Raw genomic sequence first — 25469 nt, 5'->3', positions numbered from 1 at the left:
CCCACACGCGATACTGCGCCCGATCGGCACCACGCACCCCACTGCGACGGAAGGCCAACCCCCTTGACTTCCCTACGTGTTCGGACGGGCGTTCTCGGCATCGTGCTGCTGGCCGGAGCACTCGTCCCCACCGCCGCGCACGCGGCCACCGCCCCCTCCCCCACCGTCGAGGAACAGCGGCTCGACCAGCCGGTGCCGCAGGAGATACTCCGGCGGTCCGGGTTCGACACCGTGGCAACCGGGTTCGCCCGGGCGCTGGCGACCGCGCACTCCTACGCACAGGCCCGGCAGGCCGTGGAACGGCAGGGGTCGGCGCTGTGGCGGCGGGCCGTGGACCGGGCGCAGGGCCGCGGGCCGGCCGGGGGCGACCTGAGCCGGGACGACGACCGGCCGCTGTACTGGGCGCGGCTCGGGATGACCCGCCAGGTGCGCACCTGGGAGCCCGGGTTCGGGGTGAGCGAGCGGCAGCGGACGGCGCTGCTGGACGTGCTGGAGCGGACCTCGCGCGGGCAGACGGACATCCGCTACCCCGGCAAGGGCGTCCGGCGGATCCTCGTCACCGGGTTCGACCCGTTCACCCTCGACCGGGACATCCGGATCTCCAACCCGTCCGGGGCGAGCGCGCTGGCCCTCGACGGGACCGTGATCGAGACCGCCGAGGGACCCGCGCGGGTGGAGACGGCGGTGTTCCCGGTGCGGTGGGACGACTTCGCGGCGGGCACCGTGGAGCGGACGCTCCGGCCGTACCTGCCGAAGGTGGACCTGTTCACGACCGTGAGCCAGGGGCGGGTCGGGCGGTTCGACGTGGAGCGGACGAACGGCGCCTGGCGGGGCGGGTTCCCGGACAACGAGAACATCGGCCGGACCGGGACCGTCCCGGTCACCGACCCGGCCTCGCAGCCCCAGTGGACGACCACCACCCTCCCGTACGCCGCGATCACCGCGGCGGACACCGGGCGGTTCCCGGTGTACGACCACACCGAGGTGACCGAGATCCCGGCGGGCGGTACCGACCCCGTCGTACGGGCGGACGGGCCGACCGCGGGGTCCACCGCGCGGGCCGGGGGCGGCGGGGACTACCTGTCCAACGAGATCGCCTACCGGGCCACGCTGCTGCGCGACCGGCTAGGGCTGCACGACACCCTGCCCGGCGGGCATGTGCACACGCCGGTGCTGCAGTTCGGTGCCGGGAACACGACGCAGGTGACCGACCCGGAGTTCGTGCGGAACCGGGTGGACATCATCGACCAGGTGCGGGCGATCCTGACCGTGGCGGCGGACGCGGGCCTCAGGAGGAACTGACGGGTTCGTCCGCCCGCTCGTCCTCCTCGGCCGTCTCCTCGCCCAGCAGGTCGCGGGCGAGGAGGGTGGCGCCCGCGACCGCGCCCGGCATCAGGAACACCGCGACGAACGGCACCAGGAAGGCCAGGCCCAGCGGGGTACCGAAACCCCACACCAGGGTCTTGCGGGACCGGAGCAGGGCGAGCCGGGCCCGCAGGTCGACGCCCCGGCGCTGGAGGGCGACGGCGGCGAGTTCCTCGGTCAGGAAGAACCCGGTCACGAAGAAGCCGACGACCGGTACGACGGTCTGCCCGACGAAGGGCAGGAAGCCGAGGGCGAAGAGCAGGACGCCCCAGAGGCCGGCCCGGAGCAGGACGCGCAGGCTGTCCCGGGCGGAGATCCACAGCTCGCGCCAGAACGGCAGCCCTGACTCGGGCGCGGTGCCGTCGGGCGAGACGTCCGCGTCGACCTTCTCGGAGAGGCTCTCGTAGAACGGCTGGCCGACCAGCAGCGTCACCGCGGTGAAGGTGAGGACGGCACCGAGGAGGCCGAGGGCGAACAGGACGGCGGTGAGGAAGCCGCGGAAGAGGCCGAGCCAGGGGCTGGACCAGTCGTCGGCGAACGGCGTGGCCCAGGCGACGAAGTCCGCTCCCCATATCGCGAGGGCGACCAGGGCCGCCGCGTAGAGGACGAGGGTGATCAGACCGGGCAGCAGACCGAACCCGAACTGCCTGCCGTGCCGCCCGACCCACCGCTGGCCCTTGAGGAGATAACCGAAACCCACCCCGAGATCACGCATGGCCAAAACTTTACCGGGGCCCGGGCCCCGAAGGGGCGCGAGGAACGGCGCGACCAGCCCCCACTCGGCCGCAGACGAGGGACAACGCATCTCGGCCCTGCCAGCGGAGCGTTCACGCGGGGGTCACCGCCACCACCACCCCCCGGTCCGCCGCCGGGCTGACCGCCGCCGACGCCCGTACCGCCGTGGCCCGGGCCACCCGGCCCGCGCGGGCGGCGGAGGCCAGCAGGAGGGGCTGGAGGCGTTCGAGCCCGGTCACGGCGAGTTCCTCGGCGGCGATCAGGGCCGGGCCCACCGCCCCGGCCGTCCTCGCCGCCGCCTCCGTCAGGTCGGCCAGCGGCGGCAGCGCGGCGCGGACCACGCCCGCGCCCGCCGCGGTCACCCGTTCGGCCAGGGCCACCTGGAGGGGTACCAGCGGGGCCACGGCCGAGGTGACGGCGTCGGCGATGCGGTGGAGTTCGGGGGCGGAGTCCCGCAGGACCTCGGCCGCGGTGCGCAGCAGCGGGGTGAGGGCCAGCAGGACGCCGGCCGCCCCGCCCGCGGCCGGCGGCAGCAGCGGGGAGAGCGCCTCGGCCAGTTCGCGGAGCGCCGCCGCGAACTCCTCCACCGCCGGCTCCACCGCGTCCAGCAGCGGCAGCAGGCCGTCCCTGAGGGCCGTCAGCAGCGGCTCGGCCACCGGGTGGCCTGCGAGCGGGGCGCCGCTGGTGCCGAGCCGGGTGAGGGTCTCCACGACGCGGTAGAAGGCTTCCTGCGCCCCCGGCGCGGCACTGGCCTCGGCCAGCTCCGCGGTCGTCCGGCGCAGGACGCGCAGCAGTTCGGGGGCCGAGCCCTCGCGTGGGTCCAGGGTGTTGACGGCGATCTTCGTGAGGTTCTGGGCGGTGTCCAGGAGCTGGCCGGTGATGTCGGTGGTGCTGCGGGCCATGCGCAGCACGTCCGCCCTGCCGGGAAGTGAGGGAATCGTCGCCATGGGCCGGGGCCCTCCCGCCGCTGTGGGTTCTCTCCGCGGTGTGTCCGCCCTCAGCATGCCCCGGTTGAGTCGAACAGGTACATCTCGCCGTACCGATCCCAGGAACGGGTAGGTCGCCCAGGTGGGTAGGGCGTTGTTCACAGTGGGAGCTGCCCCCCGGCGGCTCGGTTGAGGAGAACGGATGACGCAGGAGATCACCGTCCAGGGCACGGTCGCGGAGGGTTTCGAGACGGTGCGCGACGAGTTCGCCGCCTTCGTCGCGGGCGAGCCGGCCGATTACGAGGGGCAGTTGTGTGCGTACGTCCACGGCCGGCGGGTCGTCGACCTGTGGGCGGGCGAGGGGGCCGGCGGGGACTCCCTGTACGGCGTGTTCTCGTCCACCAAGGGCGCGGCGCACCTGGTCGTGGCGATGCTGGTGCAGGACGGCACGCTGGAGCTGGACCGTAAAGTCACCTACTACTGGCCGGAGTTCGGCGCGGAGGGCAAGGGCACGCTGACCCTGCGGGAGCTGCTGGCGCACCGGGCGGGTCTGGTCGGCACCGACACCGGGTTCGGCCGGCAGGAGCTGACCGACGACCGCGCGATGGCCGAACGCCTCGCCGACCAGCGGCCGTTCTGGCGCCCCGGCACGGCCTTCGGCTACCACGCCCTCGTCATCGGGGCCCTCACCGGCGAGGTGGTACGGCGGGCGACCGGCCGTACGCTCCAGGACGTGTACGAGGAGCGGGTCCGGGCGCCGTACGGCCTCGGCTTCTTCCTGGGCCTGCCGGCCGCGCACGAGCCGCGCTTCCGCACGACCCTGCCGATGCGGCCCACAGCCGAGCAGCAGGCCCTGCTCGACTCCGTCCCGTCCGGCCCGCAGACCCTGGCGGGGATCGCCTTCAACAGGCACCCGGCCGAGCCCACGGACCTGACCGCCCTCCCGAACGACCGGCTGGTCCGCGCCAAGGGCCCGGCCTCCTTCGGCGGGGTGGCGTCCGCGCGCGGCCTGGCCGGCATGTACGCGGCCCTGCTGAGCGAGGTCGACGGCAAGGCCCCGCTGCTGAAGGAGGACACGGTGGCGGAGTTCGGCCAGTTCCACTCGGTCGGTTACGACCTGGTGGCCCGCGCCCACAAGTCGTACGGCCTCGGCTTCCAGGCCACCGCGGACACCTGGCACCCGTTCCTCGGCGCGGGCACGATCGGCCACAGCGGAGCAGCGGGCTCCCAGGCCTTCGCCGACCCACGCAGCGGGGTCGCCTACGGCTACACCCGCCGCCGGTTCGCCTTCCCGGGCGGCGCGGCCCCGGAGAACGACCGGCTCGCGAGGGCGGTGCACGAGGCAGCACTGAACGCGCCCCTTTAGCTGAACGCGCCCCTTCAGGGGCGCTGGGGGTACCCCCGGCCGAAGGCTGGGGGAGGAACTGCGCGAGCAGCCCCCACGCACCCGCACCCGGCGTCATATCCGCACCCGGCAGACGAGAGACCGCACCCCACGTCCAAGGGTGCGGCCTCCGCACAGCGCCAACGACGAACGTCAGGCCGGCGTCACGCCGATGTTCCCGCGGGTCGCCTTCGAGTACGGGCAGACCCCGTGCGCCCGCTCGACGAGGTCACGGGCGACCCCCTCCTCGACGCCCGGAATCTCCGCCGAGATCTCGACGATGAGGCCGAACCCGTCCTCGTTCTTCCCGAGCCCCACCTTCGCGGTCACCCGGGACCCGGACACGTCGATCCCGGCCTGCCGGGCGACGACACCGAGCGCCCCCTGGAAGCACGCGCCGTACCCCGCGGCGAACAGCTGCTCCGGGTTGGTCCCGGCCCCGCTGCCGCCCAGTTCCTTCGGCGGGTTGACGACGACGTCGAGCCGGCCGTCGTCGGTGGCGACCCGGCCGTCGCGGCCGTTCTCGGCGGTGGCGACGGCGGTGTAGAGGACGTCGGACTGCTGAATGGGCATGCGGATTCTTCTCTCCTCGGTCCGCCGCGACTCGCGCCCACGATCGACGACGGTTTCGGAAAGAAGTTACCGCATGCCGGAAACGGCAGACAGACCTACAGCTTGACGATCATCTTTCCGGTGTTGTCGCCGCGCAGGACCCCGAGGAACGCCTCCACGTTGTTCTCGATGCCCTCGACGACCGTCTCGCGGTACTTCAGCTGCCCGGAGGCCACCCACGGGCCGACCTCGGCCACGAACTGCGGCTGCAGGTCGTAGTGGTCGCCGACCAGGAAGCCCTCGATCCGGCCGCGGGTCTGGATGAGGCGGGCGAGGTTCTTCGGGCCGGGGGCGGGCTCGGTGTTGTTGTAGACGGAGATCATGCCGCAGACCGCGATCCGGCCGCCCTGGTTCAGCTGGCCGATGGCCGCTTCGAGGTGCTCGCCGCCGACGTTGTCGAAGTAGACGTCCACACCGTCGGGCGCGGCGGCGCGCAGCTGCTCACCGACCGGGCCGTTCTTGTAGTTGAAGGCCGCGTCGAAGCCGTACTCCTCGACCAGCAGCTTGACCTTCTCGTCGGAGCCGGCCGAGCCGATCACCCGGGAGGCGCCCTTGAGCTTGGCGATCTGGCCGACCTGGCTGCCGACCGCGCCGGCCGCGCCGGAGACGAAGACGGAGTCGCCCTCCTTGAAGGAGGCGGTGCGCAGCAGGCCCGCGTAGGCGGTGAGACCGGTCATGCCGAGGACGCCGAGGTACGTCGACAGGGGCGCGGCACCGGCGTCCACCTTGACCGCGTTCTTCGCGTCCACGACGGCGTACTCGCGCCAGCCGAAGAAGTGCAGGACGTGGTCGCCGACCGCGATGCCCTCGGCGTTCGACTCGACGACCTCGCCGACCGCGCCGCCCTGCATGACCTTGCCCAGCTCGAAGGGTGCGGCGTACGACTTCGCGGCGCTCATCCGGCCGCGCATGTACGGGTCGACGGAGAGGTACTTGTTCCGTACCAGCACCTGTCCCTCGCCCGGCGTCCGCACCTCCGTCTCGACCAGGGCGAAGTCCTCCGGCTTCGGCCAGCCGACGGGACGGCTCTGCAGGTGCCACTCGCGGTTGATCATGACGTGCGCCTTTCCGAAATTACTTCAGTACCTGAAACAACCATGCTCCTGAATATTTCATGATGTCAAGTAACGCGGTACCCTGGAGCGCATGTCGTCCACACGGTCCACCCCAGCGCAGACCCGCCGCCCCGACGCCCTGACCCTGGAGGTCGTCGAGCTCATCGGGGACGTCGTGGCCCGTTTCTACGCGGACTACGAGGAGGCGGCGGGCGAGCACACGCTCACCGGGGCGCAGGCGCGGCTGCTCAGCCTGCTCTCGCTGGAGCCGCTGCCGATGCGGAAGCTGGCGCAGAAGCTGAAGTGCGAGCCGTCCAACGTGACGGGGATCGTGGACCGGCTGGAGGCGCGCGGGCTCGTGGAGCGGCGGCCCGACCCGGCCGACCGCCGGGTGAAGCTGGCCGCGGCGACGGACGAGGGGCGCCGGGTCGCCCGGGACCTGCGCGAGGGGCTGCGCTTCGCGCGCGAGCCACTGGCGGGGCTGTCGGACGAGGAGCGGTTGTCCCTGCGGGACCTGCTGCGCAGGATGCTGACCGGCTGAGGGGCCCGCTGGTCCGTTCGCCGCGGGCCGGTGGGGGCTGGTCGCACAGTTCCCCGCGCCCCTTCGGGGGCGCTGCCCAGCCGCGTGACCCTAGAGTCGCCGGATGCAGATGGATCTCAATCTCCTGACGGTACTCGACGCGCTGCTGGAGGAGGGGAGTGTCACGGGGGCGGCCGACCGGCTCCGGCTCTCGGCGCCCGCGGTCAGCCGGAGTCTGGGGCGGATCAGGCGGCTGACCGGCGATCAGATCCTGGTGCGCACCGGACGGACGATGACCGCCACGCCGTACGCGCTGGCGGTGCGGGCGGACCTGCACCGGCTCGTGCAGGAGGCGCAGGGACTGCTGGCGCCGCAGCGGCGGCTGGATCTGGCCACGCTGGACCGGACGTTCACCGTGCAGTTCCACGACGCCGTCACCACCGCGATCGGCCCCGGGCTCCTGAAGGCCGTACGGGACCATGCGCCCGGCGTGCGGCTGCGGTTCCTGGCCGAGTCCGGTACGGACACGAACGACCTGCGGCACGGGCAGGTGGACATCGAGGTGGGCGCCACCGAGCCGGCCGCCCCCGAGATCCGCTCGCAGACGCTGGGCGAGGACCGGCTGATGGTCGCCGTCCCCGAGGGCCTGCCGGGCGGTCGCCTGAGCCTCGCGCAGTACGCAGCGGCCGGCCATGTCCTGGTCTCCCGCCGGGGCCGCCTGCGGGATCCGGTCGACGAGGCCCTTCAGGAGCACGGCCTGCGGCGCCGCACGGTGGCCGCGGTGCCGACGACGACGGCGGCACTGGATTTCGCGCGGAGCAACGACGTGCTGGTGACCGTGCCGGCGCGGATGTGCGCGGAAGCCGTCGCGCGGCAGGGACTGCGGCTGACGGACCTGCCGGTGACCGTGGCACCCGTCCCGCTGATCGCGGCCTGGCACCAGCGCTACGAGGGCGACCACGCCCACCGGTGGCTGCGGGAGCAGGTCAAGGCATTGATTGCGTCTCGGTAAATCCAGAGTTGAGAACGTTGCACTGGACGCAACAACGGCTGGGCCCTTCACTGGTGTCAACACCCGCGAAGGGGAGGAAAACCCGTGGAGCTACTGGAGAAAGTCGTCGAGATCGCCCGTGAGGCGGGCGAGCGGCTGCTGAAGACCTACTCGACCGAGGCGCGCCCGAAGAGCCGCGCCGACATGTACGCCTTCGGCCGGCGGATCGAGGGCGGCACCAGCGAGTACCTGGAGGCCGCGCTGCGCGAACTGCGGCCCGGCGCCGGCTGGGTCGGCGACGAGCTGGAGGGCAGCGACCTGCCCGGGGGCGAGTGGTGGGTGACCGACGGGATCGAAGGGGGCGTCAACCACGTCCACGGGCTGCCCGAGTGGTCGGTCAACATCACGCTGATCCGGGACAACGTCCCCGTGCTGACCGTCGTACGGATGCCGGTGCCGGACCTGACCTACACCGCCGTACAGGGCGGGGGCGCCTTCCTCGACGGGGTGCGGCTGCGCGTGTCGGAGAAGCAGAGCCTGGACGCGGCGGTCGTCACGGCCAGCCAGGCGCCGGGAGACCCGGAGGCCAACCGGCGCTTCGGTGACGCGGTGGCCGCGCTGATGGGCGTGTCCCTGCTGGTGCGCAACACCATCCCGACCACGTTCCCGCTGCTCGCCGTCGCCTCCGGACAGTACGACGTCTTCTGGCAGTACGAGCCCGACCTGCCGGGTGTCGCGGCCGGCGCGCTGCTGGTCTCCGAGGCCGGCGGAACCGTCACCGACCTGCGCGGGAAGCCGTGGCGGCCGGGCAGCACCGACGTCCTGATCGCCGCGCCCGGCCTCCACGAGGCCGCCCGCGCCGTCCTGAACGCCGTCGCGTCATGAACGTCACGATCCTCGGCGCGTCGGGCGGTACGGGGCTGCAACTGACCCGGCAGGCCCTCGAACGCGGCCACACGGTGGTGGCCGTCGCACGCGATCCGCGGCGGATCTCCGTGCCGGACGGGACCCGGCTGACCCGGATCGCCGCGGACGTGCTCGACGCGGCACGGCTGGCCGATGCGCTGCGGGACAGCACGACCGTGCTGTCCGGGCTCGGCATCAGCGGCGGCAGCGGGCCGGGCGTCCTGACGGCGGGCGCGCGGGCGGCCGTCGACGCGGGCGCCCGGGTGATCTGGCTCGGCGCCTTCGGCACCGGGGCGACCGCGCAGGCGGCCGGCGGGTTCACCCGCAACCTGCTGCGGACGTTCATGAAGTCCGAGATGAACGACCGGGTGACGGCGTGCGAGGTGGTGACCGGCTCCGGCGGCACGGTGTTCCACGCCGGCCCGCTGGCGGACACACCGCTGAGCGCGAGCCGGCGCACGCTCGGCGTGGAGGAGGCGCCGAGGAGGTACTTCCCGGCGAAGGTGGGACGGGCCACGGTCGCCGCGGCGATGCTCGACGAGGCCGAGAGCGGGAGTCATCCGGGGCGGACGGTGATTCCGGTGGACTGAGGGAGGGGGTTTGCCGGGTTTGCTTCGGTGGACGGTTCGGGTGCGGGTGGGTGGGGGCTGGTCGCGCAGTTCCCCGCGCCCCTGAGGGGCGCGACGCCCGCTTACGAACACCACCACAGGAACCGTGTGCACGTCTTGCTCGGGGACGGGGACGCGGAGGGGTCCGACGTCGTCGGGGTCGCCGTCGGGGTCGAGCCCGCCGTGGAGGTCGCCGTCGCCGTCGGCTTGCCGGTGACCGGGTCCGTCGTCGCCGACTGGGCGTCCGTGTCCTTCGAGGAGGAGGGGGACGGGGAGTCGGACGCCTTGTCCTTCGACGAGGAGGGGGACGGGGACGCGGAGGGGTCGGCGGAGGCGGAGCCGGGCTTTCCCTTCGCGCCGGACGTGTCGCCCAGGGGCTGGGCCGTCGTGCCGGGGGACGACGTCGACGTACCGCCGTCGGTCGTGTCGCCGCCCGCCGAGGCCGGGCCGGGGCTGGTGAACGGTATGGCGTCCGTGCCGAGTTCGGCGAGGCTCAGGCCGCCGGCCGCCAGTACGCACGCCGCGGCCACCAGCAGGACCCTGCGGCGCCTTCGGCGATGGGCCGCGGCCTTGCGGTCGCGACGGCTCCCGTCGGAGGCGGACAGCGGCTCCTCGGGATCCTCGGCGAGGCTCTCGGCGGCCTGCCCTCGACTCCGGCCGCCGCGCCCGCGCGCCGCCCGCCGCCGGTCGGCCCGGCCGCCCGCCGGCACTCCGCCGTCCTCGGCCTCGGCCTCGACGTCTTCGGCGCCCTGTGCGTCCTCGGTGTCCGCCGGGTCGTGGTCGTACCCTCCGCCGGCGAACCGCGGCTCCGTGTACGGGGTTTCACCGGACGCAGCCGGTGCGGAGGTGGCCGCTCGCGGCGCTGACGCGCGTAGCGTTTCGGCGGCGGTGCCGCACCCCGGGCAGGCGAGGGCGCCGTTGAGGTGCCGTCGGCACGGGTAGCAGTAGTCCATGACGCGGGAAGACTAAGTTCCCCACGAGTCACTTAACCAGCCAGCCCTGTGAAGGTTCTGTGGGGGACCGAAAAACCTATCGCAAGCCTTGCCGAAACCGTTACCTGTTCGACCCATTGACACCCCTGCCGCCCCGTCCTTACTGTCACGCCAGCATTTCGAACGTGTGACGAAATCTCGAACAGCTGAGGGGCAACTGCCGTGCGCATCACCGGAATCAGCACACACGTGGTCGGGACGCCGTGGCGCAACCTGACGTACGTCCAGGTGCACACCGACGAGGGGATCACGGGAGTCGGCGAGACCCGCATGCTCGGTCACACCGACGCGCTGATCGGCTATCTGCGGGAGGCCGAGGCCAACCACATTCTCGGTTCGGACCCGTTCGCGGTGGAAGACCTGGTGCGCCGGATGAAGTACGGCGACTACGGCCGGGCGGGTGAGATCGTCATGTCCGGGATCGCCGTGATCGAGATGGCCTGCTGGGACATCAAGGGCAAGGCGCTGGGCGTGCCCGTGTGGCAGCTGCTCGGCGGGAAGGTGACCGACAAGGTCAAGGCGTACGCCAACGGCTGGTACACCACCGAGCGGACCCCGGAGGCCTACCACAAGGCCGCGCAGGGGGTCATGGAGCGCGGGTACAAGGCGCTGAAGATCGACCCGTTCGGCACCGGCCACTTCGAGCTGGACCACGAGCAGACCCTGTACGCCGTGTCGCTCATCGAGGCCGTGCGGGACGCCATCGGGCCGGACGCCGAGCTGATGCTGGAGATGCACGGCCGGTTCTCGCCCTCCACCGCGGTACGGCTGGCGCACGAGCTCGCGCCCTTCAAGCCGGCCTGGCTGGAGGAGCCGTGCCCGCCGGAGAACCTGAAGGCGCTGGAGAAGGTCGCCGCCAAGGTGGACATCCCGGTCGCCACCGGTGAGCGCATCCACGACCGCATCGAGTTCCGCGAGCTCTTCGAGAGCCAGGCCGTGGACGTCATCCAGCCGGACGTCGGCCATATCGGTGGAATCTGGGAGACCAGGAAGCTCGCCGCCACCGCCGAGGCGCACTACGTGCTGGTCGCCCCGCACAACGTCGGCGGCTCCGTGCTCACCGCCGCCTCCCTCCAGGTCGGGTTCACCTCCCCGAACTTCAAGATCCTGGAGCACTTCAACGACTTCGCCGACGCCGAGATCAAGAAGATCGTCAAGGGCGCGCCCGAGGTCGTGGACGGGTACTTCCACCTGTCCGAGAAGCCCGGCCTCGGGGTCGAGTTCGACGCCGACGCGGCGGCCGAGTTCCCGCAGCAGCAGGCCCGGTTCGACCTGTGGGCCGAGGGCTGGGAGCAGCGCAAGCCGAAGGGGACCTCGAAGTGAGCTCCCAGGTCGTCGTCGAGGCGCCGGGCGTCCAGCGGGTCGAGGAGCACACGCCTCGCGAGCCGGGTCCGGGCGAGGCGCTGGTCGCCGTGCACGCGGTCGGGATTTGCGGAAGCGACCGCGAGGTGTACCAGGGGAACCGGCCCGAGGGGTACGTCCGGTACCCGTTGACGCCGGGCCACGAGTGGTCGGGGACGGTACGGGCGGTGGGCGCCGGGGTGCCCGCCTCGCTGGTCGGCCGCAAGGTGGTCGGCGAGGGGTTCCGGAACTGCCAGGTGTGCGACCGCTGCCACGCCGGGGAGACCACCCTGTGCACCGACGGCTACGAGGAGACCGGCTTCACCCAGCCGGGCGCCATGGCCGCCACCCTGACCCTCCCGGCCCGGCTGCTGCACGCCCTCCCGGACGACGCCGACCTCACCGCCGCGGCCCTCCTCGAGCCCGCCGCCTGCATCGCGGCCGCCGCACTCAAGGGCAACGCCCAGCCGGGCGAGCGGGTCGCGGTGGTCGGCACCGGGACGCTCGGGATGTTCGCCGTGCAGTTCCTGCGCGCGATCTCGCCGGGCGAGCTGCTGGTGGTGGGGACCAGGAACGACCGCGAGGCGCTCTCCCGGTCGTTCGGGGCCACCGACTTCCGTACCAGGGACCAGGAACTGCCCGACGACTTCGACGTGGTCATCGAGACCGCCGGGTCCGCGTCCGCCGCGCGCACCGCCGCCTCCCTGCTCAGGCGCGGCGGACGCCTGGTCCTGACCGGGATCCCGGCCGCGGGCGCCGACGGCCTGGACCCGACCGGTCTCGTCGTACGGCAGCTGGAGGTGCACACCGTCTTCGGGGCACCGCCGGACGCCTGGTCGCACACGGTCCGCGTCTTCGCGGCCGGCCTCCTCGACCCGTTGCCGCTGGTCACGCACGAGCTTCCGCTGACCGAGTTCCCGCACGCCATCGAGCTGGTGGGGGCCGGTGATCCGAAGGTGGGCAAGGTGCTGCTCCGCCCCTAGGCGTACGCCGGCCGCGGCGTGACCTGACCTCGCCGTGGCCGGCGTACCACCAAAGTCTTTCTCTGCCCCGAGCCGCGAACCTTGTCCGAAATACCGAACACGAAGGACAGCTTGTGACGACCGACGCTTCCGTTACGGCGGCCCGCCGACCCGGTGAGCAGGCGCTCGCCGCGCTCGGCCTGGGCGCGCCCGCCCTCGACCCCGCCGACGCCTCCGCCCACACCTTCCCGGGCGGCGGCAAGTGGCGCACCGAGATCCCCTCCTGCGAGGGTCCCGAGGCGCTGGCCGTCGTCCTCAAGGAGTCCTCGCGGCTGGACGTGCCGATCCACCGGATCAGCCAGGGCAGCGGCGTGTGGATGCTCACCGACGCCGAGATCACCGAGATGGTCGAGGCGACGAACGAACGGGACATCGAGCTCTGCCTGTTCACCGGACCGCGCGGCACCTGGGACATCGGCGGCTCGGTGCGCTCCGACTCGCGGGGGGCCGGGCTGCGCGCCCGGGGCCACGACGCGGTCGCGGGCTGCGTCGAGGACGCGGTCCGGGCGACGGAACTGGGCGTCAAGTGCCTGCTGGTCGCCGACGAGGGCGTGCTGTGGACGCTGCACCGGGCCCGGCAGGCGGGGATCATCCCGGCCGACACCACGCTCAAGGTGTCCGCGCTGGTCGGTCCCGTCAACCCGGCCTCGTACTCCGTCTTCGAGCACCTGGGCGCCGACTCCGTCAACGTGCCGAGCGACCTGACGCTCGATCACCTCACCGAGATCCGGCGGGTGTCGGGTGCCCCCATGGACATGTACATCGAGGCCCCCGACGACCTCGGCGGCTACATCCGGATGTACGAGGTCGCCGAGCTGATCCGGCGCGGGGCGCCGGTGTACCTGAAGTTCGGTCTGTCCAAGGCCCCCGGCATCTACCCGTGGGGCAACCACCTGCGGGACGTGACCCTCGCCACCGCCAAGGAGCGGGTGCGGCGGGGGCGGCTCGCCCTGGACCTGCTGGCCCGGCACGGGGCGGACGGGGACATGGCGCCGCTGGGGTCACGGTTGCCGGGGGTCCTGAACCGGTTCCCCACCGAGGGTTCCGCCTGATGAACGTCGGGAACTGCGGGTCCGTCGTGGCTGGTCGCGCAGTTCCCCGCGCCCCTTACGGGGCGCTCCACCGACCTTGCTTGAAATCTCTCAACGACGAGAAGAACAGGGACCGATCACCATGCGCACTCGTAGAAGCGCCCTTACCCTCATAGCCGGGGCCGCCTCGCTCGCTCTCACCCTGTCCGCGTGCGGGCAGAGCAGTGAGGGCGGCAGCAAGGAGGAGGGGGGCAGTGCCAAGGGCGGCACGATCGGCATCGCGATGCCGACCAAGTCCTCCGAGCGTTGGATCGCGGACGGCAAGAACGTCGTCAAGGACCTGGAGTCCAAGGGCTACAAGACCAAGCTGGTCTACGGCGAGGACGACCCGGACACCCAGGTCTCCCAGATCGAGAACCTGATCACGCAGGGCGTCAAGGGCCTGATCATCGCGGCCATCGACAACAAGTCCCTGAACAACGTGCTCCAGGAGGCCGCGGACGCCAAGATCCCGGTCATCGCCTACGACCGGCTGATCCTCGGCACGAAGAACGTCGACTACTACGCGTCCTTCGACAACGAGAAGGTCGGCGTCGAGCAGGGCACGTACATCGTGCACAAGCTGGGCCTGGACAGCGGCAAGAAGGGCCCGTTCAACATCGAGCTGTTCGCCGGCTCGAACGACGACAACAACACCAAGTACTTCTTCAACGGCGCGATGAGCGTGCTCCAGCCGTACATCGACAAGAAGCAGCTGGTGGTCAAGTCCGGGCAGACCGCGCTCAACAAGGTCACCACCCTGCGCTGGGACGGCGCGACCGCGCAGTCGCGCATGGAGGACATCCTCACCTCCTCCTACAAGTCGGCCAAGGTCGACGCGGTGCTCTCGCCGTACGACGGCATCTCGATCGGCATCATCGCCGCGCTGAAGTCGGACGGCTACGGCTCCGGCAGCCAGCCGCTGCCCGTCATCACCGGGCAGGACGCCGAACTTGCCTCGGTGAAGTCGATCATCGCGGGCGAGCAGACGCAGACCGTCTACAAGGACACCCGGCAGCTCGCCAAGGTCGCCGCGACCATGGTCGACGACGTCCTGAACAAGAAGACGCCGGAGACGAACGACACCAAGACGTACGACAACGGCTCCAAGGTCGTGCCGGCCTACCTGCTGCAGCCGGTGAGCGTCGACAAGTCCAACTACGAGGAAGTCCTCGTCAAGGGCGGCTACTACACCGACGCCGAGCTCAAGTGACCCGAGTCCCCCACTAGTTGTCCTACTGATTGGAAGGCACGACCATGGCGGGACCCGTCCTGGAAATGCGCTCGATCGTCAAGACCTTTCCCGGCGTCAAGGCGCTGTCGGACGTCACGCTGACCGTCCGCCAGGGCGAGGTCCACGCCATCTGCGGGGAGAACGGCGCCGGCAAGTCGACCCTGATGAAGGTCCTCTCCGGCGTCCACCCGCACGGCAGTTACGAGGGGGACATCCTCTTCGAGGGCGAGCTGTGCAAGTTCGGTGACATCCGGGCGAGCGAGCAGCGCGGCATCGTCATCATCCACCAGGAGCTGGCGCTGTCGCCGTACCTCTCGCTGGCGGAGAACATCTTCCTCGGCAACGAACACGCCAAGGGCGGGTTCATCGACTGGCGGGAGACCCTGCGGCACGCCACCGAACTGCTGCGCCGGGTCGGTCTCGACGACCACCCGGAGACCCGCGTCACCGACATCGGCGTGGGCAAGCAGCAGCTGGTGGAGATCGCGAAGGCGCTGTCCAAGAAGGTGAAGCTGCTCATCCTGGATGAGCCGACCGCGGCCCTGAACGACGAGGACAGCGGCAAACTCCTCGATCTGATCCTGGAGTTGAAGAACCAGGGCATCACCTCGATCATCATCTCGCACAAGCTCAACGAGATCCGCAAGGTCGCCGACTCGGTGACGATCATCCGGGACGGCCACTCCATCGAGACCCTCGACGTGAAGTCGGAGGACACGACGGAGGAGCGGATCATCGCCGGCATGGTCGGCCGCGACCTCGACCACCGCTTCCCGGAGCGGACCGCGTACGAGGGCGAGGCGGACGCGGCCCCGGCCCTGGAGATCCGCAACTGGACGGTGCGGCACCCGATCGACCACGAGCGCAAGGTCGTCGACGACGTGTCGGTCCACGTCCGGCGCGGCGAGATCGTCGGCATCGCGGGCCTGATGGGCGCCGGCCGCACCGAACTCGCGATGAACGTCTTCGGGCGGACCTACGGCCGCTACGACGGCGGCACGGTCCTCAAGGACGGCACGGAGATCCGTACCAAGTCGGTCGCCGAGGCGGTCGGGCACGGCATCGCGTACGTCACCGAGGACCGCAAGCACTACGGCCTCAACCTGATCGACACCATCAACCGCAACATCTCGCTGACCGCGCTGAACAAGGTCGCCCGGCGCGGGATCGTGGACGAGCACGAGGAGCGGCAGGTCTCCGAGGGCTACCGCACGTCCATGAACATCAAGGCGCCGACGGTCTTCGAGCCGGTGGGCAAGCTGTCGGGCGGCAACCAGCAGAAGGTCGTCCTCAGCAAGTGGATCTTCGCGGGTCCCGACGTGCTGATCCTCGACGAGCCGACCCGCGGCATCGACGTCGGCGCCAAGTACGAGATCTACACGGTCATCGACCAACTCGCCGCCCAGGGCAAGGCGGTCGTCTTCATCTCCTCCGAACTGCCCGAACTGCTCGGCATGTGCGACCGCATCTACACCATGGCCGCGGGCCGCCTGACCGGTGAGGTGCCCAGGGCCGAGGCCACGCAGGAAGTGCTGATGCGCCATATGACGAAAGACAAGGCGAAGGACAAAGAGGTATCGCGATGAGCACGGATGTCACCGCCAAGAGCCCGGCGCCCGCGCCGCCGGGCGGGAGCGGATCGGCCGCCGACGGGAACCTGCTCCGGCTGGTCCTGGACGGGCTGCGCCGCAACATGCGCCAGTACGGCATGCTGATCGCGCTCGGCCTGATCGTCGCCCTGTTCGCGGTGTGGACCGACGGCGACCTGCTGCTGCCGCGCAACGTCTCCAACCTGGTGCTGCAGAACAGCTACATCCTGATCCTGGCCATCGGCATGATGATGGTGATCATCGCCGGGCACATCGACCTGTCGGTCGGCTCGCTGACCGCGTTCGTGGGCGCCTTCGCGGCCGTCCTGACGGTCAACCACGGCGTACCGTGGCCGGTCGCGTTGATCCTGTGCCTGGTGATGGGTGCCGTGGCCGGCTCCATGCAAGGGTTCCTGATCGCCTACCTGGGCATACCGTCGTTCATCGTCACCCTCGCCGGGATGCTGCTCTTCCGCGGTCTGACCGAGATCCTGCTCCAGGGCCAGACCATCGGCCCGTTCCCGAACGGGCTGCAGAACCTGGGCAACGGCTTCCTCCCCGAGGTGGGCCCGGACACCAACTACCACAACATCACGCTGCTGCTGGGGATCGTGCTGATCGCCGCGGTGGTCTGGCAGGAGTTCCGGGACCGGCGCCGCCAGCAGGAGTTCGCCCTGGAGGTGCCGCCCACCAGGCTGTTCCTGCTGAAGCTGACCGCGCTGGTCGCCGCGATCCTCGTCCTCACCATGCTGCTCGCCAGCTACAAGGGCGCCCCGATCATCCTGATCGTCCTGGGCGCGCTCGTCGTCGGCTACGGCTACGTGATGCGCAACGCGGTCTTCGGCCGGCACATCTACGCGATCGGCGGCAACCTGCCCGCGGCCAAGCTGTCCGGCGTCAAGGACAAGAAGGTCTCCTTCTACGTCTTCCTGAACATGGGCGTGCTCGCGGCCCTGGCCGGCCTGGTGGTAGCGGCCCGGCTGAACGCGGCCTCGCCGAAGGCGGGCGACGGCTTCGAACTGGAGGCCATCGCCTCCTCGTTCATCGGCGGCGCCTCCATGAGCGGCGGTGTCGGCACCATCCTCGGCGCCATCATCGGCGGTCTCGTCCTCGGCGTGCTGAACAACGGCATGAACCTCCTCAGCGTCGGCACCGACTGGCAACAGGTCATCAAGGGCCTCGCCCTCCTCGCGGCGGTCGGCTTCGACGTGTGGAACAAGCGCAAGTCCGGTTCGTAAGTCAGCGACGACGCTCCGCTGGAAGGCCGAACAAAAGCTGCGGGCCGGTGGGGCTGGTCGCGCAGTTCCCCGCGCCCCTTACGGGGCGCGGGATCCAGCGGGCGCCTTCAACTCTCTTTTCAAGGAGCCGCTAGATGGAACTGAACAGACGCACGGTCATCGCGGGTGCCGCAGCCGCGGGGATCGCCGCCACCACCCTCGGCACGGGCAGCGCCGAGGCCGCCTCGGGAGGCAGGAAGCCGGTGAAGGAGCTCTTCGGCACCCTCGCCGACGGGACCAAGGTCCACCGCTGGTCCCTGGAGAACGGCGGCACCCGCCTGAAGGTCCTCTCGTACGGCGGCATCATCCAGTCCCTGGAGATCCCCGACCGGCACGGCAGGTACGTCAACGTGTCGCTCGGCTACGACAACCTCGCCGCGTACGTCGCCGGGACCACCTTCTTCGGCGCGACCATCGGCCGGTACGGGAACCGGATCGCCAAGGGCCAGTTCACCCTCGACGGCAAGACCTACCAGCTCTCCGTCAACGACGGCGTCAACAGCCTGCACGGCGGTGCCAAGGGCTTCAACACGAAGGTCTGGGACATCGAGGGCTTCACCTCGGGCTCCGACGTCGGCCTGCACCTGCACTACACGAGCGTCGACGGCGAGATGGGCTACCCGGGCACCCTCAGGACGAAGGTGACCTTCACCCTGAACCGGCACGGCGACTGGATCATCGACTACGAGGCCACCACCGACAGGGCGACCGTGGTCAACCTCACCAACCACACCTACTGGAACCTCGCCGGTGAGGGCAACGGCACGATCGAGGACCACGAGCTGACGATCGCCGCCGGCCGCTACACGCCGACCGACTCGGGCCTGATCCCGACGGGCGAGCTGGCCAAGGTCTCCGGCACCCCCTTCGACTTCCGCAAGGGCAAGCCGGTCGGCCGGGACATCCGCGCGGGCCACCCCCAGCAGGTGCAGGCCAAGGGCTTCGACCACAACTGGGTCCTGGACAAGGGCGTCACGGCCGAGCCGGAGCACATCGCCACGCTGCGCGACCCGCGTTCCGGCCGCACCCTGAAGATCGCCACGGACCAGCCGGGCCTTCAGTTCTACTCGGGCAACTTCCTCGACGGCACCCTCACCGGCACCTCCGGCCGCACCTACCGGCAGGGCGACGGACTGTGCCTGGAGACCCAGCACTTCCCCGACTCGCCGAACCACGCGAGCTTCCCGTCGACGGTGCTGCGGCCGGGGCAGGTCTACAGGACTCGGACGGTTCACTCGTTCGACGCCTGAGGTGAGACAGCGTGGGCGCGACCGGTAAGGGGCTGGTCGCGCCCACGCGCGTGCGTGACGGGGCGCCGCATCGCCCGGTTCCAAGAAGAAACGTAAACTCACACTTTTTTCACACGGGTTGAACAGCGCCGCACCCGCCCCCGTACTCAAGGGCGGCCCGTGCTCCCCCGCGCGGGCCGCCCAAGACGACGGGCCCGGACGTCCCCATCGGGCCCGCCTCATACGGAGGTTAAATGGCCGGCAACGTCACCTCGTTGTTCCGCAGCGGTGCACACAGCCCGTCGATGGCGGCGCTGACCCGTGAGGGAGGCGAGGGAACGGGGCCGGTCGACTTCTGCATTCCCTGCAACCCCTATTTCCCCACCCCGGCCATGATGGAAACGATGGCGGCCCGCCTGAAGGACATCGTCACCTTCTACCCGAGCAGCGCCGACACCATCACCGCCGAACTGTGCCAGCTCCTCCAGCTCCCCCCGCAGGCCGTGGCCATGGGCAACGGGTCCACCGAGCTGATCACCTGGATCGACCACCTGCTGGTCCGCGAGTCCCTCGCCATCCCCGTCCCCACCTTCGGCCGCTGGACCGACCAGCCGATGGAGACCGGCAAGCGCGTCGACATGTTCCCGCTCCAGGAGTCCAACGGCTTCGCGCTCGACCTCGCGCAGTACGCCGACTTCATCCGCAAGCGGGGCACCAAGGTCGCCGTCATCTGCAACCCCAACAACCCCGACGGCGGCTTCCTGCACAAGCAGGCGCTGGTGCAGTTCATGGACGCCATGGCCGACCTGGACCTGATCGTCATCGACGAGTCGTTCCTGGAGTTCGCCGACGCCGAGGCCGAGCCCAGCGTCGTCCAGGAGGCGATGCTCCGGCCGAACGTCATCGTGCTGCGCAGCCTCGGCAAGAACTTCGGCCTGCACGGCATCCGGTTCGGCTACATGGTCGCCAACCCCGCCCTGGCCGGCAAGGTCCGCTCGATGCTCCCGAAGTGGAACCTCAACGCGTTCGCCGAGTACGTCGTCTTCATGCTCAAGGAGCACGGCGCCGAGTACGCGCAGAGCCTGCTCCAGGTCCGCAAGGACCGCCTGGAGATGGCCAGCCAGCTCGCCACCCTGCCCGGCCTGACGGTCTACCCCTCGCAGGGCAACTTCCTCTTCGTGCGCCTTCCCGTCGGCGCCGAGGGCACCGTGGTGCGGGACCGGATGCTCACCGAGCACCGGATCCTGGTCCGCGAGTGCGGCAACAAGATCGGGTCCTCCAGCCGCTTCCTGAGGCTCGTGGTGCGCCCCGAGGTGGACGTGCGTCGCCTGGTGTCCGCCATGGAGCAGGTGCTCTACGGGTCCAGGAGGGGAGCCGCCGTACCCGAGCTGAGCAATGGGACCAGCTACAGCTCGGGTACGGCGGCGGTGGACCGGCTGGTGAGCGAGACCAACGGGGCGGGCCTCCAGCTCGCGCAGGCCGTCGGCGCGATGTCCGTCCCTGGGCTCGCCGCCGCTCCCGCCGCCGGTGTCGGCATGCCGCTCCCCGTCGCCGCGCAGCAGGGCGTCGGGATGCCGATGCCGGCGGCAGCCATGCAGATGCAGATGCAGCAACAGCCCCAGCAGCAGCCGATGATGGCGCCGGTGACGCCGATGGCACCGGCGCCCGCCCCGGCCCCGATGCAGATGCCGATGCAGATGCAGGCCCCCGCTCCGGCCCCGGCCCCCGTCCCGCAAGGGCCCACGCCGCCCGGAGTACCGGCCCGGGGCGGCCTCACCGCCGCACAGGTACGCGGGATGACGGCCCCCGCACCGCCGCCCCCGAACCTGGCCCCGGCCCCGGCCACCGGCTGGCCGAACGCCCAGAGCTGGCCCAACGCGGCGGGCATGGGCCAGGTCGGCTGACCGTGCCCTTCCTCCCCCGGTCTTCGGCCGGGGGGGTTCAGCCGGTCGTGATGACGAGCTTGCCGCCCTTGGGTGTGCGGTCGCGTTCGAGTTCCGTGAGCGCCTCGATCGCCCGGCCGAGCGGCACGACGCGGGCGACCGGCAGCCGCAGTGTCCCCCGCCCGGCGGCCTGTGCGACCGCGTCGAGGTCCTCCACGCCGGTCTTCGCGATCAGCACCTGGTACGACCCCTGCAGGGCGCTTCGCAGGAACTTCCCCGGAGTGGGGTTGATGTCGATGACGCGCCCGCCGGGCCCGAGCAGCGTCCGGGCCGCTCCGACCGGCAGCGTGCCGGCGGTGTCGAGGACGACGTCGAACCGCCTCGCGAGTTCCGTCGCGTCGAAGTCGAATCCGACGACCGGGGCGATACCGAGGTCGTGTGCCTCGTGCGCGGCGGTACCGCGGCAGCTGCCGCCCACGGAGACGCCGTGTGCCAGGGCGATCTGGGCTGCGGACCGGCCGACCCCGCCTAGGCAGCCGTGGACGAAGAGGCTCTGCCCGGCCCGCAGCCTGCCCTTGCCGACCACGGCCTGAAAGGCCGTGAGCCCGACGATGGGGAGCGCGGCGGCCTCCTCCCAGGAGAGGTTCGCGGGCTTTCGCACGACCGCCTTCTCCTCGGCGACCACCATCTCGGCGAACGCTCCCGCCGCCTTGATGCTCGCCCCGCCGAGGACTTCGTCGCCGACGCCGAGCCGGGTGACGCCGTCGCCGACCGCCGCCACGACGCCCGAGAAGTCGTGCCCCAGGCCGCGCGGGAACCTCCGGCCGGTCATGATCTTCATCTCGCCGCTGCGGATCTTCCAGTCCATCGGGTTCGCGGCCGCCGCCTTCACCCGGACCAGAACCTCACCGGGGCCGGGCCGGGCCGGCTCGAAATCCTCGCACCGCATCACCTCGGGACCGCCGTACCGGTGGTACTGGATGCGCTTCAACGTCGTCATGGCGAACACCCTCACACATCGATGTCATCAGGTGACATCACCCTACTATGGCGATGTCACCTGATGACGTCAACACGGGAGCCGGTGCGCGACGGCACTAAACTCGCGGCATGGGACGATGGGCGCCTGGAGCCGGCGACCGACTGCGCGAGGCCGCACTGGCCCTGTACCTCGAACGCGGCTTCGAGCAGACGATGGTGACCGACATCGCCGAGCGGGCCGGCGTGACCGCCCGCACCTTCTTCCGGCACTTCGCCGACAAGCGCGAGGTCCTCTTCGACGGGACGTCCGCGCTGACGGAGAGCTCGCTGGCCGCGCTGGAGGCGGCGCCCGCCACGGCGTCGACGCTTGAGGTCGTCGCTGCGGCGCTGGACGCCGCGGCCGACATGATCGGACGTGACCGTGAACTCGCGCGGAAGCGACAGTCGGTGATCATGTCCAACACCGATCTCCGCGAACGCGAGTTGATCAAGATTGCGAGCCTGTCGGCCACGCTCGCCGACGGGCTGCGCAGGCGGGGCGTCGACGCCACCGAGGCGGGCCTGGCGGCAGAGGCCGCCTGCGCGGTCTACCGGGTCGCCTTCCAGCGGTGGGTCGACGCCGACGACGGTCTCGACCTGCGCGACGCCATCGGCCAGTCGTTCGCCCAGCTGCGCGCCCTGACCGCCGCCGGCTACCCCCGCACGGCGTGCAGCAGCGAGGCTCCCAGCAGCAGTGCGTGACAGGCCACCGGGGTGAAGCCCGTCTCCGCCAGGAGGCGCCCGTAGTCGGCCTCCGTCCGTTCCCGGCCGCCCACGTTGCACAGCATGTGGAGGTCCCAGGCCGCGGCCGTGTCGCTGGGCAGCAGGCGTTCCACGACGAGGAGTTCGGCGCCCGGGCGCATCGCCTCCGCGCAGCGGCGCAGGATGGTCAGGCACCGGTCGTCGTCCCAGTCGTGCAGGACCCGGGAGAGCAGGTAGACGTCGCCGCCGGGCGGGACGGAGTCGGTGAAGTCGCCCTCGGCGAAGGTGCAGCGGCCGGACACGTCGGCCAGCTGGGACCGGGCCGCCGCCAGGGCCTCGGGGCGTTCCAGCAGGACCCCCGCCAGGTGGCCGTGGGCCCGGAGGACGCGGCCGAGCAGGGCGCCGTTGCCGCCGCCGACGTCGACCACGCGGCGCGCCGCGGAGAAGTCGACGAGGTCCGGTACCGGCGTGAACATCTCCGCGCTCGCGGCCATCGCCCGGTGGAAGAGGCCGCCGAGTTCGGGGCGGGCGGCGAAGTAGGGGAAGTGGTGCTCGCCGTAGCGGTGGGCGAAAGCTTCCTGCCCAGTGCTGACGGCGTACGGGAGCCCGGCGAAGGAGTCGTAGAACGGGCCGCCGTAGAGCAGCGCGAGGGGGTGGAGGGAGTGCTCGGTGCCGGTGCGGAGAGGCTCGCCGAGGGCGGTGAGGTGGTAGGTGCCGTCGGGGGCGGCGGTCAGCAGGCCCAGCGTGGCGAGGTAGCGCAGGAGGCGGCGCAGGGCGTCCGGGTCGGTGCCGGTGAGGGTCGCGAGGGCGGTGGCGTCGAGGGCGGGGTGGGCGGCCAGGTGGTCGGCGATGCCCAGTTCGGCCATGGTGCGGACGGCCTGGGTGGCCCAGGCGCCGGTCATGACGCCGAGGAGGGCGAGGGTGGGGTCGGGCAGGGGTTCCTGGCGGCCGGGGAGGCGGAGTTCGAAGCGGCGGTGGTCGGTGGTGCGGAAGTAGAGGACGGTGACGTTCTCGTGGTTGTTGTAGCCGCCGCCGTCCGGGACCGCGCCGCCGCGCTCGGTGAGCAGGGTGCGCAGTCCGGCGGGGATCACCCGGCCCGGCGCGGTCACCGCGAAGGCGTGGTGGGACTCGTGGCCGTTGGCCCGTTCGTCGGCGGCGACCGTCTCCAGCGGGGAGCCGGGCGGCACGGGCAGCGCGAAGATCTCCACGGTCCGCCCGGCCACCGGCACGTGCACGATCCCGACCGGGCTGCCGTCGACGGCGGCGCCGTAACGCCGGGTCAGCCGCCCGCGCACGACCACGCTGGGGGTGACGGGGCCCGGGTCGAGCCCGGCGCCGCGCAGGTCGTCGCGGAGCCCGTCGAGGGAGGCGGGGAAGACCAGTACGGCGGTGTGGTCGTAGCCGAGGTGGCGGGCGACGTCGGCCCGCTCGTCGGCCGTCAGGCCGGGCAGCAGCGCGGCGAGTACCTGGTCCGTGTCGTGGTCGCGGACGTGGTCGGCCGCATGCCGGATCCGGTCCAGGTCGGCTTCCGTCAGACATGCCTGTACGACGGAGAGGTTCATGAAGGGTTCCCGATGATCGTGGGGCGGGGAGAACCGGGGACGGTCGAGCCGGCCCCGGGGGTCAGATGCCGGTGTAGTTCTCGGCGAAGAAGTCCTGGTGGGCGCGGGAGGTGCGCAGGCTCTCCAGGCGGGCGTACTGCAACTGGCGGCCGTAGCGGGCCTCGTCGTCCTGGCCGGCCGGGCCGTGCAGCAGGCCGCTCATCCAGTGCGAGAACTCATGGGCCCGCCAGACGCGGGGCAGGCTGTCGGCGGCGTACCGGGCGAGGCCGGTCCCGTCGCCGTGGGCCAGCGCCGCTTCGAGGGCGCGGGCCAGCAACTCGGCCTGGAGGACGGCGAGGTTGGCGCCCTTGGCGGCCGAGGGGCTGATGAGTCCGGCGGCGTCGCCTGCCAGCCACAGCCGTCCGCTGCCCGGGGAGTCCAGGACGTCGGAGCGCAGGTCGACGACCGCCTTCTCCAGGACCGGGCCGTGGCGCAGCGGCCCGAACTCGGCGGTCCGCAGCCGGGTCGCCAGCTCCGCCCAGATCCGGTCCTCGCTCCAGTCGGCGGGATCGGTGCCGCGCGGGCACTGGAGGTAGTACCGGGTGACGGTGTCCGTCCGTGCCATGTGGCCGGCGAACCCGCGCTCGTGCAGGGCGTATCCGACGGCCTCCAGGCTGGGCGGGGCCGCGACCAGCACGGCCAGCCAGGAGACCCCGTGGTCCCGGCGGGCGGTCCGGGTGCCGCGGGCCGTCAGTGCGGCACGGCCGGTCCCCCGGTGTCCGTCGCAGCCGGCGACGTACCGCCCGGTGACGTCCGCGCCGCCGCGCACCCGCACCCAGGCCGCCGCGGTCCGCTCGGCCTCCTCGGCCCCCTCGGCGACGTCCGCCGCCTCGGCGCCGAACCGGATCTCCCCGCCGCGCCGCAGGAATTCGGCGATCAGGTCCCGTACGAGTTCCTGCTGCGGGTAGACGGTGTGCGGCTCGCCGAGTCCCAACTTGCCGTAGTCCAGGCTGAATTCGCCGCGGTCGCTGCGGAACAGGCAGGTGCTGTGGGTCTTTCCGCGGGCTGCCAGGCCGGCCGCCAGGCCGTGTTCCGTCAGGACGCGCACGGAGTGGGCGGCGAGGAATCCGGCCCGGGCCCTGCCCTCCACCGCGGCCCGGTCGCGGCGCTCCAGGATCACGCAGTCGATGCCGCGGTCCAGCAGCAGGTTCCCCAGTACGAGCCCTGCCGGGCCGGCGCCGACGATCACTACACCGACCTGTGCTGTTGTCATTCCCCGCCCCTGGAGTTGCGCTCTGTCCAGAAGGTTCATATCAGCCGCGACCCTTACACAAGGGAAGGAAGCGGACCAATTACCCCTAAAGGGTTGCCTGGGGTGACGAAAGCTGCCGGAAAACGGCGGGAAACAACACGGTGCCCGTCCGCATCGAATGCGAACGGGCACCGGATAGAGCGCCGGGCAGGCCT

23 protein-coding genes are annotated in these 25469 nt (G+C 71.4%); 15 read left to right on the top strand and 8 right to left on the bottom strand.

Annotated features, from left to right (window positions below):
* Nucleotides 1-63 precede the first annotated feature (63 nt).
* Nucleotides 64-1302 carry a pyroglutamyl peptidase gene (locus tag ACGF5O_RS00615; RefSeq protein WP_393807744.1) on the top strand — a complete coding sequence of 413 codons (1239 nt, stop codon included), beginning with the start codon at nt 64-66 and terminating at the stop codon, nt 1300-1302.
* On the opposite strand, the gene ACGF5O_RS00610 is transcribed toward ACGF5O_RS00615, so the two are convergent.
* On the bottom strand, nt 1289-2080 hold the full coding sequence (locus ACGF5O_RS00610; protein WP_362598716.1) for an EI24 domain-containing protein: 792 nt from the start codon (nt 2078-2080) through the stop codon (nt 1289-1291). The genes ACGF5O_RS00615 and ACGF5O_RS00610 overlap by 14 nt on opposite strands.
* A 112-nt stretch (nt 2081-2192) precedes the next feature.
* The gene (locus ACGF5O_RS00605) at nt 2193-3047 is read right to left on the bottom strand and encodes a hypothetical protein (RefSeq protein ID WP_393807743.1); all 855 of its coding nucleotides are present in this window, start codon (nt 3045-3047) and stop codon (nt 2193-2195) included.
* Between the two features lie 181 nt (nt 3048-3228).
* Here ACGF5O_RS00605 and ACGF5O_RS00600 point away from each other — a divergent pair, with 181 nt between their 5' ends.
* Nucleotides 3229-4392, top strand: coding sequence for a serine hydrolase domain-containing protein (locus ACGF5O_RS00600; protein WP_393807742.1), 1164 nt, complete (start codon nt 3229-3231; stop codon nt 4390-4392).
* A 171-nt stretch (nt 4393-4563) separates the two neighbouring features.
* On the opposite strand, the gene ACGF5O_RS00595 is transcribed toward ACGF5O_RS00600, so the two are convergent.
* Nucleotides 4564-4983 carry an organic hydroperoxide resistance protein gene (locus tag ACGF5O_RS00595; protein ID WP_393807741.1) on the bottom strand — a complete coding sequence of 140 codons (420 nt, stop codon included), beginning with the start codon at nt 4981-4983 and terminating at the stop codon, nt 4564-4566.
* 95 nt (nt 4984-5078) lie between these two features.
* Nucleotides 5079-6077, bottom strand: a complete 999-nt coding sequence (locus ACGF5O_RS00590) for an NADP-dependent oxidoreductase (RefSeq protein ID WP_393807740.1) — start codon at nt 6075-6077, stop codon at nt 5079-5081.
* Nucleotides 6078-6168: 91 nt separating this feature from the next.
* Here ACGF5O_RS00590 and ACGF5O_RS00585 point away from each other — a divergent pair, with 91 nt between their 5' ends.
* From ACGF5O_RS00585 to ACGF5O_RS00570, 4 genes are all read left to right on the top strand, one after another.
* Nucleotides 6169-6618 carry a MarR family winged helix-turn-helix transcriptional regulator gene (locus tag ACGF5O_RS00585; protein WP_393807739.1) on the top strand — a complete coding sequence of 150 codons (450 nt, stop codon included), beginning with the start codon at nt 6169-6171 and terminating at the stop codon, nt 6616-6618.
* Nucleotides 6619-6721: 103 nt separating this feature from the next.
* Entirely contained in the window at nt 6722-7609 is an 888-nt protein-coding gene (locus ACGF5O_RS00580) for a LysR family transcriptional regulator (RefSeq protein WP_393807738.1), read from the top strand.
* An 84-nt stretch (nt 7610-7693) separates the two neighbouring features.
* Nucleotides 7694-8473 (top strand): inositol monophosphatase family protein, encoded by a 780-nt coding sequence (locus tag ACGF5O_RS00575; protein WP_393807737.1) that lies wholly within the window; start codon nt 7694-7696, stop codon nt 8471-8473.
* Nucleotides 8470-9084 (top strand): NAD(P)-dependent oxidoreductase, encoded by a 615-nt coding sequence (locus tag ACGF5O_RS00570; RefSeq protein WP_393807736.1) that lies wholly within the window; start codon nt 8470-8472, stop codon nt 9082-9084. Before ACGF5O_RS00575 ends, ACGF5O_RS00570 begins: the two co-directional genes overlap by 4 nt.
* A gap of 101 nt (nt 9085-9185) precedes the next feature.
* Here ACGF5O_RS00570 and ACGF5O_RS00565 read toward each other — a convergent pair whose 3' ends face one another.
* Nucleotides 9186-10055, bottom strand: a complete 870-nt coding sequence (locus ACGF5O_RS00565; protein ID WP_393807735.1) for a hypothetical protein — start codon at nt 10053-10055, stop codon at nt 9186-9188.
* Nucleotides 10056-10256: 201 nt separating this feature from the next.
* On the opposite strand from ACGF5O_RS00565, the gene ACGF5O_RS00560 reads away from it, so the two are divergent.
* From ACGF5O_RS00560 to ACGF5O_RS00525, 8 genes are all read left to right on the top strand, one after another.
* A complete protein-coding gene (locus ACGF5O_RS00560; protein ID WP_393807734.1) occupies nt 10257-11417 on the top strand; it encodes a mandelate racemase/muconate lactonizing enzyme family protein in 1161 nt (386 codons plus the stop codon).
* The gene (locus tag ACGF5O_RS00555) at nt 11414-12418 is read left to right on the top strand and encodes a zinc-binding dehydrogenase (protein ID WP_393807733.1); all 1005 of its coding nucleotides are present in this window, start codon (nt 11414-11416) and stop codon (nt 12416-12418) included. The genes ACGF5O_RS00560 and ACGF5O_RS00555 overlap by 4 nt, the downstream gene beginning before the upstream one ends.
* A gap of 113 nt (nt 12419-12531) precedes the next feature.
* A complete protein-coding gene (locus ACGF5O_RS00550) occupies nt 12532-13509 on the top strand; it encodes a hypothetical protein (RefSeq protein ID WP_393807732.1) in 978 nt (325 codons plus the stop codon).
* 121 nt (nt 13510-13630) lie between these two features.
* Complete coding sequence (chvE, locus tag ACGF5O_RS00545; RefSeq protein WP_393807731.1) at nt 13631-14740, top strand: multiple monosaccharide ABC transporter substrate-binding protein; 1110 nt, start codon at nt 13631-13633, stop codon at nt 14738-14740.
* Nucleotides 14741-14784: 44 nt separating this feature from the next.
* Nucleotides 14785-16347, top strand: coding sequence for a multiple monosaccharide ABC transporter ATP-binding protein (mmsA, locus tag ACGF5O_RS00540; protein ID WP_393807730.1), 1563 nt, complete (start codon nt 14785-14787; stop codon nt 16345-16347).
* Complete coding sequence (mmsB, locus tag ACGF5O_RS00535; RefSeq protein ID WP_393807729.1) at nt 16344-17588, top strand: multiple monosaccharide ABC transporter permease; 1245 nt, start codon at nt 16344-16346, stop codon at nt 17586-17588. Before mmsA ends, mmsB begins: the two co-directional genes overlap by 4 nt.
* 134 nt (nt 17589-17722) lie before the next feature.
* Nucleotides 17723-18877 carry an aldose epimerase family protein gene (locus tag ACGF5O_RS00530; RefSeq protein WP_393807728.1) on the top strand — a complete coding sequence of 385 codons (1155 nt, stop codon included), beginning with the start codon at nt 17723-17725 and terminating at the stop codon, nt 18875-18877.
* Nucleotides 18878-19110: 233 nt separating this feature from the next.
* Entirely contained in the window at nt 19111-20760 is a 1650-nt protein-coding gene (locus ACGF5O_RS00525; RefSeq protein WP_393807727.1) for a pyridoxal phosphate-dependent aminotransferase, read from the top strand.
* 37 nt (nt 20761-20797) lie between these two features.
* On the opposite strand, the gene ACGF5O_RS00520 is transcribed toward ACGF5O_RS00525, so the two are convergent.
* Nucleotides 20798-21739 (bottom strand): NADP-dependent oxidoreductase, encoded by a 942-nt coding sequence (locus ACGF5O_RS00520; protein WP_393807726.1) that lies wholly within the window; start codon nt 21737-21739, stop codon nt 20798-20800.
* Nucleotides 21740-21849: 110 nt separating this feature from the next.
* Here ACGF5O_RS00520 and ACGF5O_RS00515 point away from each other — a divergent pair, with 110 nt between their 5' ends.
* Complete coding sequence (locus ACGF5O_RS00515; protein ID WP_393807725.1) at nt 21850-22461, top strand: TetR family transcriptional regulator; 612 nt, start codon at nt 21850-21852, stop codon at nt 22459-22461.
* Here ACGF5O_RS00515 and ACGF5O_RS00510 read toward each other — a convergent pair.
* Both ACGF5O_RS00510 and ACGF5O_RS00505 read right to left on the bottom strand, forming a co-directional pair.
* Nucleotides 22413-24023: a methyltransferase gene (locus tag ACGF5O_RS00510; protein ID WP_393807724.1), complete on the bottom strand. Its 1611-nt coding sequence runs from the start codon at nt 24021-24023 to the stop codon at nt 22413-22415. The two genes, ACGF5O_RS00515 and ACGF5O_RS00510, sit on opposite strands and share 49 nt — an antisense overlap.
* Before the next feature lie 61 nt (nt 24024-24084).
* A complete protein-coding gene (locus ACGF5O_RS00505; protein WP_393807723.1) occupies nt 24085-25275 on the bottom strand; it encodes a 4-hydroxybenzoate 3-monooxygenase in 1191 nt (396 codons plus the stop codon).
* Nucleotides 25276-25469: the final 194 nt, after the last annotated feature.

This window comes from Streptomyces sp. NPDC048291 (assembly GCF_043201715.1).
In the GTDB taxonomy this organism is placed as follows: domain Bacteria; phylum Actinomycetota; class Actinomycetes; order Streptomycetales; family Streptomycetaceae; genus Streptomyces.
This window is presented reverse-complemented; position numbering and strand designations above follow the sequence as displayed.